The organism is Rhodanobacter sp. C05 (genome assembly GCF_002001165.1).
In the GTDB taxonomy this organism is placed as follows: domain Bacteria; phylum Pseudomonadota; class Gammaproteobacteria; order Xanthomonadales; family Rhodanobacteraceae; genus Rhodanobacter.
Window position 1 is genome coordinate 66,122 of sequence record NZ_MUNQ01000026.1, and the last position, 15,357, is coordinate 81,478.

Consider the following 15,357-nt stretch of genomic DNA (forward strand, 5'->3'; position numbering starts at 1 on the left):
CTGTTTCAGGGCGCGGCTTCGCCGGCCTCGCGCAAAAATTCACGCAGGAACGGAATCGTGATACGCCGTTGCGCCGCCAACGATGCCACATCCAGCTTGTCCAGCAGATCGAGCAACGCCCCCAGGTCACGCGCATAACGCGAGAACAGCCAGTCCAGCACGCCGTCGTCCAGTTCGATGCCACGCGAGGCCGCCTGCGCTTTCAGCACGACGCGGCGTTCGTCGTCGTCGAGCGGCTTCAGTGCGAACTGGGTACAGGCGCCGAGACGCGAGCGCAAATCGGGCAAGCCGATACCCAACTGGGTCGGCGTGGTCTCGGCAGCGAACAGCAACCCGCTGCCTTCGGCGCGGGCGCGGTTGTAGAGGTCGAACAGCGCGTGTTCGGCTTCGCGGCTGCCGGCGATCGCGCCGAGATCATCCAGCGCCAGCAGCTCGCTACCGGCCACTCCGCGCAACGCCGCCGCATGATCGGCAATCGTTGCCAATGGCAGGTATTGCACGCGCCTTCCGGCAGAGTTCGCTGCCTGACACGCCGCCATCAGCAGATGACTGCGGCCGCTGCCGTTGGCGCCATGCAGGTAGACCCAAGGTGCGCCCGGTTCAAGCGCCAGTGCCTGCACGGCGGCCAGCGCAGCGGCATTGGCGCCGGCGTGGAAATGTTCGAAGCGCTGGCGACGGGGCCAGCGCAAGGCAAGCGGCAACTGCGGAATCATGGGGCAGCCCGATCATCCTTGGGCGACATGACCGTGGTATCGGTCTCGACCTCGCCATCACGATGCACGGTGACATCCACTTCGGCGATGACCGGATCGTCCGGTCCCTCCTCGTTGTACAACTCGCTCATGCGATAGCGCTCGACCAGGTAGCGCAGCAGCACCATGATCACCGAGGCTGCCGGCAGCGCCAGCAACACGCCGAGGAAACCGAACAGCGAGCCGCCCGCAAGCACCGCGAAGATCACCGCCACCGGGTGCAGGCCGATCTTGTCGCCGACCAGTTTGGGCACCAGTACATAGCCTTCCAGCAGCTGGCCGACCGCGAATACGCCGCATACCAGCAGCACATGTGTCCAGTCGCCGTATTGCACCAGCGCGGCGATGATCGCGGCGATGAAGCCGATGATGAAGCCCAGATACGGTACGAAGCTGAGCAGTCCGGCGACCATGCCGATCAGCGGGCCCACGGTCAGCCCGATCGCGCCCAGAGTGGCGCCGTAAAACACGCCGAGTGCCAGCATCACCAGCAGCTGCCCGCGCACGAAGGCACCGAGTACCTTGTCCGATTCACGCGCCAGGTGCGCGATGGTCGGCTCGACCGAGCGCGGCAACATGCGGTCGATCGTGCCGACCAGCCGGTCCCAGTCGCGCAGCAGATAGAACGCCACCACCGGGATCAGCACCAGGTTGGCCAGCCACTGCACGACACCCAGTCCGGAACGCGACACCTTGCCCAGCACGGTCGTGGCGATGTCGCCGATCGAACCCAGGTGCGCCTTGATCGCCACCAGCAGGCGATCGCTGTCGAACATGCGCGGATCCAGATGCAGCCGCGCCTGCAGCCACGGCCACGCGGTGTGCTGCGCCCAGTCGCCGTAGCGCGGCAGGTTCTCGATGAGATTTTCGACCTGCCGCGCAATCAGCGGGATCAGCAGCAGCAGTACGCCACCGACAGCCAGCAGCAGCACCGTGAAAACGATCGTGGCGGCCCAGTTGCGACTCAGTCCAACCCGTTCCAGCCGGTCGGCCAGTGGGTCCCCCAGATAAGCCAGCATGGCGGCAACGGCGAATGGCATCAGCACCGGTGCCAGCAGCCAGACCACATAGACGATGGCCGCCACGATGGCGAGCATCTGCCAGCGCCGTGATGTGTCGTGATTCACCCGATCACCTCAGTCCGCACATCGAGTGCGTGATTTTGCGATGGGCCTGCATTCAATGCACCCAGCGCAGGTTGGCGTCGGCATCCTGATGCGGCTCGCCCTGCAGCAGCATGCGGCCACTGGCGGCAAGGTTTGCGGCCAGTCCGCTCAGCGGCAGCGCCGCCTTGACGTACAACAGCACGCCGTCGTTCTGCGCACCTAGCGTCGCCACCTGACGTACCGACGGATCGGCGCGCAGGGTCGCCAGCAAATTCGCGAAGTCCATCGCCGAGTCCAGCCCGCTCACCCACAGCTTGCCCTCGCTGACGCCGGCGCCAACCACATTGAGCTGCTTGCCGATGCGATCGACCATGCTGTTGCCCGCCGCAACGAGCAAGGCGTCCGCGGTGGCACCCTGATCGCTCCAGCCCTGGGCCTGGCCACCTGAAATCAGTGTCCAGTCAGCACCACCAGCGTGCAGCTTGCCGAGCAGCACCAGTCCGGTGTGGTACTGCTGATTGATCGCTGCCAGCGTGGCCGGATCGACCGCACCGATCTTCGCTGTGTCCAGCGTGTTGTCGGTGGCGGGATACACCACGTTGGTGCCACGTGCAGCGGCAGCCGAGGCCAGACTGGCGAGTGCCGACTGGTCCAGCAGGCCGCCATCGGCACCATGCACCAGCAGCAGTACCGGTGGCTTGATGCCCGAACTGGCCACACCCAGCTTCGATACCAGCCGGCGTACCGAACCTGGTTCGAAGTCCACCGCCACGGTCAGCCCAGTCGCGGCACGCTGATACTGGAATTTCTGCACCATCGAGCCCGCCTTGCCCAGCGCATCGGCGTAACCGGCGTTGCTGCGCAGGTCCTGACCGCCAGCGATCCGTGTAAGCACCTGGCCCAGCGCGGTAGCGAACGCCTGGTCACGCTGGGCGCCGCTGGTGTCGACAACCGGCACGGTGACCGAATAGGGCGAGCTCTCGGTCTGCGCATGCAACGATGGCAGCAAGGCAAAACCCAGCAGCAGGGTAACGATCAGCAGGCGGGACAGGCGCATGGACGTGGGTGTCTTCAGGGGGAGCACGCGGGAAGTCTGCCCAATCGCGCCCGCAGCGTCCATCGGAGCCGTCGATGGCGGCCGGCAAGGATCGAACAAGCTGCTAGAATTGCGCGTTTCACCCTCGCCGGTTTCCACCATGTCTGACGCCCTAACCTACCGCGCCGCCGGCGTCGATATCGATGCCGGCAATGCCGTGGTCGAACGCATCAAGCCGCTGGTCAAGCGCACTTTCCGTCCCGAAGTGATGGGTGGTCTGGGCGGCTTCGGCGGCCTGTTCGACCTCTCCGGCCGCTACAAGGAGCCGGTGCTGGTGTCCGGCACCGATGGCGTCGGCACCAAGCTGAAGCTGGCGCAGATCCTGAACCGGCACGACACGATCGGCATCGACCTGGTCGGCATGTGCGTCAACGACGTGCTGGTGCAGGGCGCCGAGCCGCTGTTCTTCCTCGACTACTTCGCCACCGGCAAGCTCGACGTGGACACCACCGTGGCCGTGGTCGGCGGCATCGCGAAAGGCTGCGAACTGGCCGGCTGCGCACTGATCGGCGGCGAGACCGCCGAGATGCCGGACATGTATCCGCCGGGCGAATACGACCTGGCCGGCTTCACCGTCGGCGCCGTGGAAAAGTCGCAGATGCTCAGCGGCGACGCGATTGTCGCCGGCGACGTGATTCTCGGCGTGGCCTCGTCGGGTCCGCATTCGAACGGTTATTCTCTAATCCGCAAGATCCTCGAGCGCGCCGGCAATCCACTCGATCTCGATCTCGGTGGTATCAAGCTGGCCGACGCCCTGATGGCACCGACCACGATCTACGTCAAGTCGATGCTGGAACTCCTGAAGTCGATCCCGGTACACGGCATGGCCCATATCACCGGCGGCGGCCTCAAGGAAAACATCATCCGCGTGGTGCCGGAGGGTCTCGGCATCGCACTGGATGCCGGCGCCATCGTGCTGCCACCGGTATTCGACTGGCTGATGCGCGAAGGCAATGTGGCGCGCGAGGAAATGTGGCGCACGTTCAACTGCGGCATCGGCTTCACCGTGATCCTGCCGCGCGACGCTGTTGCCGCCGCTGCCGCCGCGCTGGCAAGGCATGGCCTGGCCAGTTCGGTGATCGGTGACGTGGTGCCCGCCCAGGGCGACGAGCGCGTGCACATCGGCTGAGCCAGCACGTGACAGTCATGCATCCCCGGGTCGCCGTGCTCGCCTCCGGGCGTGGCAGCAACCTTGCCGCCCTGCTCGCTGCCCGTGACCGCGGCGAACTGCCGGTGGATTTCGTGCTGGTCGGCAGCGACAAGGCTACGGCCGGTGCCCTGCAACTGGCGGCAACGGCCGGCATCCCCACGCTGGCGCTCGATCCACGCAACTACCCGGACCGGCGTACGTTCGACCTCGAACTGTTCGCCCGCATCGCCGCAAGTGGTGCCGAACTGCTGGTGCTGGCCGGTTACATGCGCATCATCGACGGCGAGGCACTGCGTCCATGGGTCGGCCGGATGATCAACATCCACCCCTCGCTGCTGCCCAAATACCGCGGCCTGCATACCCATCGCCGCGCGCTGGAGGCAGGCGACCTCGAACATGGCGCCAGCGTGCATTTCGTCACTGCCGAGCTGGATGGCGGCCCGGTGATTGCGCAGGCACGCATGGCGATCGAAGCCGGTGACGACGAGCACCGGCTGGCGCAGCGGCTGTTGCCGCTGGAACACCGGCTGCTGCCGGCCGTACTGCGTCTGCTGGCCAGCCAGCAACTGCAGTGGGTTGGCGACGGTCCGCGGCTCGACGGCCAGCCGCTGCTGACGGCGTTGCAGCTGGGCGCTCACGGCCTGCTGCCGGCGGAGTGATCCACGGTTCAGCCCCGCACCGGCAGACTCGACCCATGACTATCCGATCCCTGCTTGCCCCTGTCCTCGGCCTTGGTTTGCTGCTTGGCACGCAGGCCGCCCTGGCCGCCACGCCCACCAGCTTCACCGCCACCTACAACGTGCTGCAAAGCGGTGAGCCAATGGGTGTGGCCACCGTAACCCTGCGTCCCGCCGGCAACGGCGAGTGGATCTATCGCAAGGATGTCAAAGGCACTGGCGGCATAGCCGCCATGCTTGGTGCCGACGTCACGGAAACCTCGCGTTTCCGCTGGAACGGCCATGTTCCCGAAGCGATCAGCTACGACTACCGGCTGGTGGCGTCGATCAAGAACAAGCAACGCCACATGGCGGTCAACTGGGCCACCGGGCAGGTGACCGTCGACGAGGGCAAGGGCCCGCAAACCTACCCGGCCAGCCCCGGCATGGTGGAACGCAACACCACCCCGCTGGCACTGGGCCTGGCACTGCGCGATGGCAAGCAGTTGGTCGCGCTGCCGGTCGCGGTACGCCAGGCCGTGCAGACGCAGAATTTCAAGATCACCGGCCGGGAGGCCATCAAGGTACCGGCCGGCAGCTTCAATGCCGTGCGGGTCGACCGCACCGATGCGGATCGCGGCTTCAGTGCATGGTACGCACCGGATCGCTATCCGCTGCCGGTGAAACTGTCCGAGCACGACGGCGGCGATTTGGAACTGGATCTGGTCAGCTATCGCCAGCAATGACCCGTAGCGCGGTATCAGCCAGGCCCAGGCTGACACCGCTACTGCTGCTGCGTATCCCTCACCGCCGTCTCGGGTAACGGCTGCGGAAAGTGGATGCGGGCGATGTTTTCACGCCCGGAGCGCGTCTGCAGTTCCAGCGGCCATCCGAATCGATCACTGATGCGCTGCGCGATCGCCAGCTCAAAGCCATGCCGGTCGGCGCCGCGCACACGCAACATGTCTCCCGCCGCTGGCGAATCTGCGGGCCCGCTCACACTTACCGCGCCGGGCAAGACGGTAACCACCACGCGACCTTGCTCGATCTGCTGGCAGGCATTGCGGATCAGTTGCCAGCACAGCACCGCAAACGCCCGCGACGATCCTTGCAGCGCGAAGTGCGCAGGCTCCTCCAGCTGCAGCTCGATCGGCCGCCCAACCAGCACTTCGCGTGCTGCCTCCAGTTCCTGCCGCAACACGTCGTTGGCGCTGAAACACTCGCGATCGAGGCCGGCGTCCGACTCACGCGCAAGAATCAGCAACGCCTCGACCAGCGCCTCCATCTCCAGCGTGGCCCGCTTGATCCGGCGCACCGAGCGGGAGCCGAACTCGCTGATGTGCTCTTCATCGGCCAGCATGTCGACCGACATCTTGATGACCGTCAATGGACTGCGCAGCTCATGGCTGGCATCGCGGGTGAAGTTGCGCTCGCGCTGGTTGTAGCCGGCAATGCGGGTGGCAAAGCCTTGCAGTCCACGCGCCAGCGAAGCCACATCGGCGTCGGTGTGGGTGGTCAGTTGATCCAGACGCAGCGCCTCCGGACTGGGCTGCTGGCCATCCCAGCGACTGACCAGTCGGGCCAGCGCACGTACCGGCCGCCATTCGCGGCGAGTGGCGATCCAGGCAAGCACGGTGGTGATCACGATCGCAGCGATCACCGCCGCGGTCGGTGCAACACCGTAAATGCCCATGATGCAGATAATCACCACTGCCACGAATTGCAGCCCGAACACCCACGCGATGCGCCGGCGGAAGGCCCCTGCCCGAAAAGTGGCTGCTGTAACCCTACTGTCCATCGCCCGTTTTTGCCGCTCCGGTTTCACGCTGTCTGGACGGTCGACGCCACCTCCGATTCAAGATCTGCGAGACGGTAACCGGCCGAATGGATGGTGTGTAACAGGGGCCGTGCGAAGGGTTTGTCTATGACCCGCCGCAGGTTGTACAGATGCGAGCGCAAGGTATCCGAGTCGGGCAGCGTGTCGCCCCAGATCTCGCGCTCGATGTCGCGCCGGCTGACCACCCGTGGCGATTCGCGCATCAGGATCGCCAGAAGCTTCAACCCGATCGGCGATACGGTCAGCTCCTGACCTCCACGGGTCAGCCGCAGCGTGGCGGTATCCAGGGTCATGTCGCCGACATTGAGCACCTCGGTGGACACCTGACGGCGGTCACGGCGGATCAGCGCACGCAGCCGCGCCTCCAGTTCACGCACCTCGAACGGCTTCACCAGATAGTCGTCGGCGCCTGCCTCGAGGCCCGCCAATTTGTCTTCCAGTGTGTCGCGCGCGGTCAGCATCAGCACCGGCGTGGATTTCTTGGCTTCGCGGCGCAGCTTGCGACAGACCTCCAAGCCGTCCAGTCCGGGCAACATCAGGTCCAGCACGATCACGTCGTAGCTGTTCGCCACCGCCAGATGCAGGCCGCTGACGCCATCGGCGGCATAGTCGACCGAGTAGCCTCGACGCTCCAGGAACTCGCCGACCATTTCGGCTATCTGGCGGTTGTCCTCGACCAGAAGAATCAGTCCCGCTTGCTCATCATGCATGGTCATGTCATCCCTACCTCGTTCGGCTTCACATATGTGAAGAGCTAACCGGTTGCAGGGTGATGAACTCGTGAAATGGACCCTCGGCGGTTCAGAACACGTTCGGTTTGCCGCTCAATGCAGCAGCGGTTGCAGCTGCTTCCACACCGTATCCAGCACGCGCGGCTCAGCGCTGGCGACCGGATGCAGGCCATCGTCCTGCATCAATGCAGGATCGAGTGCGATGCCGTCGAGCAGGAACGGCACCAGCGCCGTGTGTCGGTCGCGTGCAAGATCTGCATAGATCGCACGCAGGCCATCACGATACTGTGGCCCGTAATTCACCGGCAATTCGATGCCGACCAGCAGCACCCGCGTCTTCGTCTGCTGCGCCATGTCGAGCATTGCCTTGAGGTTGTCGCGCAGGGCCGGCAACGGCAATCCCTGCAAACCGTCGTTGGCACCCAACTCCAGCACCAGCACGCTCGGGTGGTACTTCCCGAGCAGAGCCGCGAGACGGTTGCGTCCGCTCAACGAAGTTTCGCCACTGATGCTGGCATTGATCGCGGTCCACTTCGGCACCATCTTGCCTAGACGCGCATCCAGCAGATAAACCCAGCCGGACTCGACCGGTATGTTGTGCGCGGCGGACAGCGAATCACCCAGCACCAGCACGGTTTTCGGTTGCGCCGCCTGGGCGGTGCCGATGCCACACAGAAAGACCAACAGCCATAGGCATCGACGCATGAGTGATTCTTCCCGTCCACTTCTTGAGGCCTGCGATGTTAGCAAGTCGGTCAGTGGCCCCGAGGGGAAACTGGAAATCCTCAGCAAGGTCAGCCTGCAGATCCAGCCGGGCGAGAGCTTCGCCATCGTCGGCGCCTCTGGCTCCGGCAAAACCACCTTGCTCGGCCTGCTGGCCGGACTGGACACACCGGATAGCGGCCGCATCGCACTGGATGGCCACGCGCTGGAGCAACTGGACGAGGAAGCGCGGGCCGACCTGCGTCGACGACTGGTCGGCTTCGTATTCCAGTCGTTCCATCTGCTGCCCGCGCTCACTGCCGAAGAGAACGTGATGCTGCCGCTGGAGCTGGAAGGCAGCAGCGCGGCGCGACAACGCGCGCGCGAAGCACTCGAAGCGGTCGGGCTGACTCCACGGCGCAGGCATTATCCGGCCCAGCTTTCCGGCGGCGAACAGCAGCGCGTGGCGATCGCACGCGCGTTCGTGCACGGCCCCCGCGTGCTGTTTGCCGACGAGCCCACCGGCAACCTCGACCAGCGCACCGGCCATCACATCTGCGACCTGCTGTTTGCGCTGAACCGCGATCACCACACCACGCTGGTGCTGGTAACCCATGACGCCTCGCTGGCCGCGCGTTGCGATCGACGGATCGAACTGGAGGAAGGCTGCGTGGTGTCGCCAAGCTTGGGCGCACGCGCATGAAAATGTTGCTGCTCGCCCTGCGCAGCCTGCGCCGCGAATGGCACCTGCCTGAGCTGCGCACGCTGGCCGCGTCGCTGGTGCTGGCGGTGGTCGCGCTGGGCGTGGTTGCCACGCTGGCCACGCGGATCGAACGCGGCATGCTGGCCAGCGCCGCCGAACTGATCGGCGGGGATATCGGCGTGGCGTCGCCGCTGAGTGTGCCGGAAACCTTCGCCGCCGAGGGCCGTCAGCGCGGCTTGCAGCTCACACGCACCGCCAGCTTCCCCAGCGTGGCCTTCGCGCATCAGCAAACCCAGTTGCTCGACGTGCAGGCCGCCGATCCGCACTATCCGCTGCGCGGCACGCTGGAGTTGGGCGACGCGAATGGACGTCCATACAATGGCCATGCACCCGTCGCAGGCGAGGTCTATCTCGATCATCGCGCGCTGGTCGCCCTGAATCTGAAAGTGGGCCAACCACTGCAACTGGGTGGGCACGACCTGGTCATCGCCGCCGAGTTGCTGCGCCAGCCTGATGGCGGCGAATTGTTCGCGCTGGCACCACGTGCGTTGATGAGCCTGAGCGATGCCGAAAAAGCGGGCCTGCTCGGCGTCGGCAGCCGTGCGCGCCATCGCCTGCTGCTGGCCGGCGAACCTGCAGCCGTGCAGGGTTGGCGCGACTGGGCGCAATCGACGAGCTTGCCGCAAGGTGCCGAATTGATCACGCCGGAACAGACGCAGGAACGCATGCGCTCGGCATTCGATCGGGCCGGCGCGTTCCTGCGCCTGACCGCGCTGCTGTCGGCGTTGCTGGCCGGCATCGCCATCGCGTTGTCCGCGCAACGCTACGCACGCCGCAAGACTTCCGAAGTGGCGTTGCTGCGTGCGCTGGGTACATCACGCCAGCGCGTGCTCGGCCTGCTGCTTGGCACGCTCGGCGCACTCGCGCTGCCCGCAACAGCGCTCGGTCTGTTGCTGGCGCTGGGGCTGGCGCAACTGGCGTGGTTGTTCGCCAGCTCGCTGTTCGGCAGCGTGCCGACCTTGCTGCCGCTGGCGCCATCGTTCGCCGCCGCTGCGATGGGCATCGCCGTGCTGGCCGGCTTCGCCCTGCCGCCGCTGGTGCGGCTGGCCGAGGTGCCGCCGGTAGCGGTGTTCCGCCAGAGCATGCAACGGCGTGTGCGGCGTTTCGATGCGCTATATCTGATTCCTGTGCTGGTCGCCTTGGGCCTGATCTGGAGTCAGAGCGATTCGCTGAAGCTGGCCGGCATCCTCGCCGCCAGCCTCCTCGGCGTGGCGGTGATCGCGGCACTCCTGGCCGCCTTGTTGCTGTGGCTGGCTCGACGCATCGCACCCGGAGCTCATCCGGCGTTGCGACTCGGCCTCGCCGCGCTGGCGCGGCGACACACGCTGAGTCTGATCCAGGCCACCGCACTCAGCCTCGGCCTGTGCGCGCTGTTGTTGCTGGCGATCGTCGCACCGGCCTTGCTGCAGGGCTGGCGGCAGGAACTGCCGGCGGATACGCCGAACTGGTTCGCGCTGAATCTGCAGGACGATCAGCGCGCCGGGTTCGAGCACGCGCTGGCCGGCATCGGTGGCGATCAGCTCAACATGCTGCCGCTCGCTGTAGGCAAACTCACCGCGATCAACGGCACACCGATCGACCAGCTGCATTTCGCCGACGAACGCGCGAAGGACTGGGCCGACCGGCAGTTGCGACTGTCGTGGGCCGATGCCTTGCCGCCGTCGAATCAGGTGATCGCCGGCCAATGGCAAGGTGCGCATCAGGCCCAGGCCGAAGTGTCGATCGACACCATGTGGCGCGACATGTTTGCACTGAAAGTGGGCGACACGCTGAGCTTCAACGTCGGCGAAGGCAACATCGAGGCGAAGGTCGGCAGCGTCCGCAAGGTCGACTGGAGTTCGTTCCGGGTCAACTTCTTCCTGCTGCTGGATCCGGCCCACGCCGGCGACTTGCCGCACACCTGGCTGGCCAGCTTCCATCTGGCGCGCGGGCATGCCACCCAGCTGGCGCAGCTGTCGCGCGATTACTCCAACCTAAGCCTGGTCGATGTCGATTCGCTGCTCGACCGCGTGCGCGAGATCGTCGACCGCGTCGGCAATGCAGTGCGCTGGATCCTCGGCTTCAGCCTGCTCGCCGGTGCATTGGTGCTGGCCGCCGCGCTCGCCGCCAGTGCGGCCGAACGCCGCCACGAGGCCGCGCTGTTGCGTACGCTCGGTGCACGTCGCAATCAACTGCGCGTCGCTGCCGCCTGCGAATTCGCCCTGCTCGGCCTGATCGCCGGCCTCACCGCCGCCCTCGGTGCTGCCGGCGCCGGATTTTGGCTGGGCCACACGGTGTTCCATATCGACGGCTTCGTGCCGCCATTGTGGCCTCTCGCGTTCGCCGCGCTCGGCGCCGCCTTCGTGGTGATGTTGCTGGGGCTGGCCGGAACGCGGAAGGTGACACGAACATCGCCGATGCGCCTGTTGCGCGAAGGGTGAGCCACCGCCAAGATCGCGTGTGCCGAACACGCTGAGGAAATCGCATGTACACCCTCTACTACTCCCCCGGCACCGCCAGCATGGTGGTGCATCTGGCGCTGCTGGAGATCGGTGTACCGCATGAGTTGCGGCTGGTCGATTTCGATACGAAGGCGCAGCACGATCCGGCCTATCTCAAGCTCAATCCGCGTGGCGTGGTGCCGACCCTGGTGATCGACGGCCGGCCGTTGTCGGAATCGGCGGCGCTGCTGATGGTGCTGGCCGAGCGCCACCCGGAGGCGAAGCTGGCGCCGGCGCCGGGCACGCCCGAGCGCGAGGCATGGCAGCAGTGGATCGTCTATCTCAGCAATACGCTGATGTCGACGTATCGTTTCTGGTTCTACCCACCGGAACTGGGTGCGGCAGAGCACACCCTGGAAGTGCGCGCCGCCCTGCAACGCAAGATCGAAGGCGTGTGGGTGCTGCTGGATGCGCAACTCGCCGCGCATGGCCCGTACCTGCTGGGCAAGGAGTTCTCCGGCACCGACCTGCTGCTGACCATGCTGATGCGATGGTCGCGCAACATGCCGCGTCCGGCCACCGAGTGGCCCGCACTGAAGCGGTTGGCCGACCTGGTGCGTGCACGTCCAAGCTGGCAGAAGCTTTACGAGATCGAAGGATTGAGCGAGTGGTGATGCACATGCCGGCCGGGTGCTGATGCATGGGTGATGCGAAGCCGTCATCCGGCGCATCATCGTGGATACAAAAACTGCAGGCCGAATGGCTGTTGTTGCTGTTCGCCGCGCTGACGATCATGCTGGCCCTGCTCGATCCGCAGCCGTTTGCGAAGTACCAGCACTGGCTGCAATTGCCGACGCTGGCCGGCCTGATGGGCCTGCTGATCGCGATCCAGGGCATCCGCGACAGCGGCCTGGTGCAGCATGCGGCGGGCGCCGTGGTGGCGCGGGCGCACTCGCTGCGCAGTCTTGGCTTGCTGCTGATCAGCGCAACGGCGTTGTTGTCGATGGTGCTGACCAACGACGTGAGCCTGTTCCTGATCGTGCCACTGACGCTGGCGATCAGCGGCATCTCGAATCTGCCGGTGCTGCGCATGGTGGTGCTGGAAGCGCTCGCGGTGAACGCGGGTTCCACACTGAGCCCGATCGGCAATCCGCAGAACTTGCTGCTATGGCAGCACTCGTCGCTGCCGCTCCTGCATTTCGTGCTGGCGATGCTGCCGACGGCCTTCGTGATGTTCGTACTGGTGGCGGCATTCACGTGGCTGTGGCTGCCACGCGACCGGATCGAACTGACCCCGGACAAGATCGATGGACAGGTGACGTCGAACCGGCTCGGTGCATGGTCGACGGCGGCACTGGCCGGCATGGTGCTGCTGATGGAATACCACCGGGCGCCGCTAGGCGCCGCGCTGCTGCTGGTATTGTTCGCGCTGCTGGCGCGTTCGAGCCTGGCGCGGATCGACTGGCTCCTGCTGCTGACGTTCGCGGCGATCTTTCTGGGACTGGGCCACTTCGCCGAACTGCCGCTGGTGCGCAATGCGCTGGACCGGCTCGACTTCAGCCAGCCTCTGACCCTGTATGCCAGCGGCATCGTCGCCTCGCAGCTGATCAGCAATGTGCCGGCGACGGTGCTGCTGCTCGATCGCACGCCGGACGCGATCGCACTGGCGGTCGCGGTGAACGTGGGCGGCTTCGGCGTGGCGATCGGCTCACTCGCAAACCTGATCGCACTGCGTCTGGCGAAGCAGCCGCATGGCCTGCGGTTGCTGCACCTGGTGTCGATTCCGTTCCTGCTGGTGTGCGCGCCGCTGGTCTATCTGGCTTGGCGCTGGACCGCCCCGTAGGAGATCGCGATCAATCGTCGTCTTTCGGCACGCTGACCTTGCCCTTGACGCCACTGTGGCTGACGTCGCCGCTGCCCTTGGCACCGAGACTGAAATCGCCAGCCACATCGCTTACGGTGAGATCACCGGAACCGAGCGTATCCGCGCGCACGCTGCCGCCGACCTTGCGCAGCACCACATCGCCCGAGCCGATGCTGCCAACCTTGGCGTCGCCGGTGATGCCCGCAGCCTTGAAGTCACCCGAGCCGACCGACCCCAGTTCCAGGCTGCCCACATCGGTGGCATCGACATCGCCGGAACCCACGCTGGTGGCGAACTTGCCGGACACCTTGCGCACATGCAGATCGCCCGAGCCGACGTTGCTCTGCAGCTGCTGCAAGCCGCTGACATCGGCATCGCCGGAACCCACGCTGACGGTCGCCGGCAGGCTGGCCGGCATTTGCACGGTGACGTCGAGGTTCGCGTAGGAGCTGCCGAACAAGTTGAAGCTGACATGATTGTCGCCGCCGATGTCGAGCAGCAACTGGTCGCCATCGCGCCGCTGGGTTACCTGCAGACCATCCAGCGCGGCCTTGTCCGAAGCGCAGGCACGGCCGGTGAGGGTCAGGCCCTTGCCATTGTCGCTGCCCGTCAGATGCAGGTTCTGGCTATGCACCTCGATCTGCACGGCACGAACACCGGCCAGGTCGAGCTGGAGATTGCGCGGCGCCTCGTACTTGCACGCAGTGGTGGCGAATGCAGCCAGCGGAGCCAGCAACAAAGCTGCAGCTAGAAGACGACGCATGACGAACTCCTCAAATGGTAGATGGGTATGGGATGCCACAAACGGCAAAAGGGTTGCAACCATCACCCCCGCATGTGTACCCATGTCAACGCGTGCAGTCTGGTCGCGTTTCCACGTCAACCTACCAAGGAGATTCACCATGCATCGCAATACCCTGCTTGCTTCCACGCTGGCCGTGCTGATGGCCGGAGCAACTTCGTTCGCCATGGCCCAGGACGCGCCGCCACCGCCGCCTTCAGCCGGCCCCGCACCGTCCATGCATGCGGCGCCGAAGGCGCATGGCGATCATCATGGCTTCGACATGCATCAGCGCAGTTTCGGCAACGAGCACAGTGGCGTGATCGGTGACCTGCGTGGTCTTGAACGGTTGTACATGCAGGCCGGTCGCAGCAAGGATCTGACCGCGCTGTACAACGATGTGCTGGCGAAATCGCAGGATCCGCGCGTGCGCGATTATGTCTACCAGCACCTGGCTCGCCTGCAGGCACGACCGACCAACGTGGATCAGGCGATCGCCACACTGCGCAAGGGACTGGACGAAAACCTCGCCAACGAGGCGAAAATGCGTGCCGAGCACGACAAGATGCGTGATGCCTGGAAGCAGCACGCTGGTGCACCGATGCCGCCAGCACCGGCACCAGCGGCCCAGTAAGGTTTGCGAGTTTCGGAACTGGCTGCGCGATGGCCTGAGCCATCGCGCAGTTTCATGATCCGCGTTCGATTGCCTTGGCGCGTTGCCACAGCTGCTCCTGCTCGGCGAGCGTATGCTCACCGAACGCACCACCCTCAGCCGTCGCCAGTTGCTCCATCTGCCGGAAACGCCGCTCGAACTTCGCGTTGGCATGGCGCAGCGCACGCGAGAAATCGACCTTGGCATGGCGCGCCAGATTCACCATCACGAACAGCACGTCGCCGATTTCATCTTCCAGCCGCGCCGGATCGGCACCGTTGGCGAATTCAGCACGCACCTCGTCCACTTCCTCGGCCAGCTTGGCCAGTACCGGCTGCGGATCGGTCCAGTCGAAACCCGTGCTGGCTGCGCGTTGCTGCAGTTTCAATGCGCGTTTCCACTCAGGCAAGCCCGAAGAGACGCCAGCCAGTGCACTGGTATCGTCCGGCTCGCCCTTGGTCGCGCGTTCGGCTGTCTTGATGTCTTCCCATGCCTGCTTCTGTGCCTCGGCATCGGCATAGCGCACGTCACCGAACACATGCGGATGGCGTCGGCGCATCTTGCTGCTGATCGCATCGGCGACGTCGGCGAAGTCGAACAGCCCAGCCTCCTGCGCCATCTGCGCATGGAACACTACCTGCAGCAGCAGATCGCCCAGCTCGTCGCGGAGGTCATCGAAATCGCCGCGATCGATCGCATCGGCGACCTCGTAGGCTTCCTCGATCGTATACGGCGCTATTGAAGCGAAATCCTGCTGTACGTCCCACGGACAACCGCGCTCGGGATCTCGCAAACGCGCCATGATGGCGAGCAGGTCATCGAGGCTGTAGCGGCGGTCGTCGCTCAT

Annotated in this window: 16 protein-coding genes; 8 read left to right on the forward strand and 8 right to left on the reverse strand. The window is 65.4% G+C overall.

Annotated elements, in window-relative coordinates; translation table 11 throughout:
- Positions 1-5: 5 nt before the first annotated feature.
- The 3 genes from hda to B0E51_RS18090 are packed head-to-tail and all read right to left on the reverse strand — an operon-like array spanning position 6 to position 2,915.
- On the reverse strand, positions 6-713 hold the full coding sequence (gene hda, locus B0E51_RS18080; protein ID WP_077446282.1) for a DnaA regulatory inactivator Hda: 708 nt from the start codon (positions 711-713) through the stop codon (positions 6-8).
- On the reverse strand, positions 710-1,879 hold the full coding sequence (locus B0E51_RS18085) for an AI-2E family transporter (RefSeq protein WP_077446283.1): 1,170 nt from the start codon (positions 1,877-1,879) through the stop codon (positions 710-712). The genes hda and B0E51_RS18085 overlap by 4 nt, the downstream gene beginning before the upstream one ends.
- A 52-nt stretch (positions 1,880-1,931) precedes the next feature.
- Positions 1,932-2,915 (reverse strand): DUF2066 domain-containing protein, encoded by a 984-nt coding sequence (locus B0E51_RS18090; protein ID WP_077446284.1) that lies wholly within the window; start codon positions 2,913-2,915, stop codon positions 1,932-1,934.
- A 139-nt stretch (positions 2,916-3,054) separates the two neighbouring features.
- Between B0E51_RS18090 and purM the strand changes: the two genes are divergently transcribed.
- From purM to B0E51_RS18105, 3 genes are read left to right on the forward strand one after another with little or no spacing between them, the layout of a single operon-like run.
- Complete coding sequence (gene purM / locus B0E51_RS18095) at positions 3,055-4,083, forward strand: phosphoribosylformylglycinamidine cyclo-ligase (RefSeq protein ID WP_077446285.1); 1,029 nt, start codon at positions 3,055-3,057, stop codon at positions 4,081-4,083.
- A gap of 17 nt (positions 4,084-4,100) precedes the next feature.
- Positions 4,101-4,763, forward strand: coding sequence for a phosphoribosylglycinamide formyltransferase (gene purN / locus B0E51_RS18100; protein ID WP_077446286.1), 663 nt, complete (start codon positions 4,101-4,103; stop codon positions 4,761-4,763).
- Positions 4,764-4,798: 35 nt separating this feature from the next.
- Positions 4,799-5,506: a DUF3108 domain-containing protein gene (locus tag B0E51_RS18105; RefSeq protein WP_077446287.1), complete on the forward strand. Its 708-nt coding sequence runs from the start codon at positions 4,799-4,801 to the stop codon at positions 5,504-5,506.
- 38 nt (positions 5,507-5,544) lie between these two features.
- Here the strand turns inward: B0E51_RS18105 and B0E51_RS18110 are convergent, their stop codons facing one another.
- The 3 genes from B0E51_RS18110 to B0E51_RS18120 form a co-directional block, all read right to left on the reverse strand.
- Positions 5,545-6,558, reverse strand: coding sequence for a HAMP domain-containing sensor histidine kinase (locus B0E51_RS18110; RefSeq protein ID WP_077446428.1), 1,014 nt, complete (start codon positions 6,556-6,558; stop codon positions 5,545-5,547).
- Between the two features lie 23 nt (positions 6,559-6,581).
- A complete protein-coding gene (locus tag B0E51_RS18115) occupies positions 6,582-7,313 on the reverse strand; it encodes a response regulator transcription factor (protein ID WP_077446288.1) in 732 nt (243 codons plus the stop codon).
- Between the two features lie 108 nt (positions 7,314-7,421).
- Positions 7,422-8,033: an arylesterase gene (locus tag B0E51_RS18120; protein WP_077446289.1), complete on the reverse strand. Its 612-nt coding sequence runs from the start codon at positions 8,031-8,033 to the stop codon at positions 7,422-7,424.
- On the opposite strand from B0E51_RS18120, the gene B0E51_RS18125 reads away from it, so the two are divergent.
- The 4 genes from B0E51_RS18125 to B0E51_RS18140 are packed head-to-tail and all read left to right on the forward strand — an operon-like array spanning position 8,032 to position 13,056.
- Entirely contained in the window at positions 8,032-8,733 is a 702-nt protein-coding gene (locus B0E51_RS18125) for an ATP-binding cassette domain-containing protein (protein ID WP_077446290.1), read from the forward strand. The genes B0E51_RS18120 and B0E51_RS18125 overlap by 2 nt on opposite strands.
- Positions 8,730-11,213 carry an FtsX-like permease family protein gene (locus B0E51_RS18130; RefSeq protein ID WP_077446291.1) on the forward strand — a complete coding sequence of 828 codons (2,484 nt, stop codon included), beginning with the start codon at positions 8,730-8,732 and terminating at the stop codon, positions 11,211-11,213. Before B0E51_RS18125 ends, B0E51_RS18130 begins: the two co-directional genes overlap by 4 nt.
- Positions 11,214-11,257: 44 nt before the next feature.
- The gene (locus B0E51_RS18135) at positions 11,258-11,887 is read left to right on the forward strand and encodes a glutathione S-transferase family protein (RefSeq protein ID WP_077446292.1); all 630 of its coding nucleotides are present in this window, start codon (positions 11,258-11,260) and stop codon (positions 11,885-11,887) included.
- A gap of 26 nt (positions 11,888-11,913) precedes the next feature.
- Positions 11,914-13,056 (forward strand): SLC13 family permease, encoded by a 1,143-nt coding sequence (locus B0E51_RS18140; RefSeq protein ID WP_077446293.1) that lies wholly within the window; start codon positions 11,914-11,916, stop codon positions 13,054-13,056.
- Between the two features lie 10 nt (positions 13,057-13,066).
- Here the strand turns inward: B0E51_RS18140 and B0E51_RS18145 are convergent, their stop codons facing one another.
- Positions 13,067-13,840, reverse strand: a complete 774-nt coding sequence (locus B0E51_RS18145; RefSeq protein ID WP_077446294.1) for a DUF4097 family beta strand repeat-containing protein — start codon at positions 13,838-13,840, stop codon at positions 13,067-13,069.
- Between the two features lie 139 nt (positions 13,841-13,979).
- Between B0E51_RS18145 and B0E51_RS18150 the strand changes: the two genes are divergently transcribed.
- Positions 13,980-14,492, forward strand: coding sequence for a hypothetical protein (locus B0E51_RS18150; protein ID WP_077446295.1), 513 nt, complete (start codon positions 13,980-13,982; stop codon positions 14,490-14,492).
- Positions 14,493-14,544: 52 nt separating this feature from the next.
- Here B0E51_RS18150 and mazG read toward each other — a convergent pair whose 3' ends face one another.
- The gene (mazG, locus tag B0E51_RS18155; protein WP_077446296.1) at positions 14,545-15,357 is read right to left on the reverse strand and encodes a nucleoside triphosphate pyrophosphohydrolase; all 813 of its coding nucleotides are present in this window, start codon (positions 15,355-15,357) and stop codon (positions 14,545-14,547) included.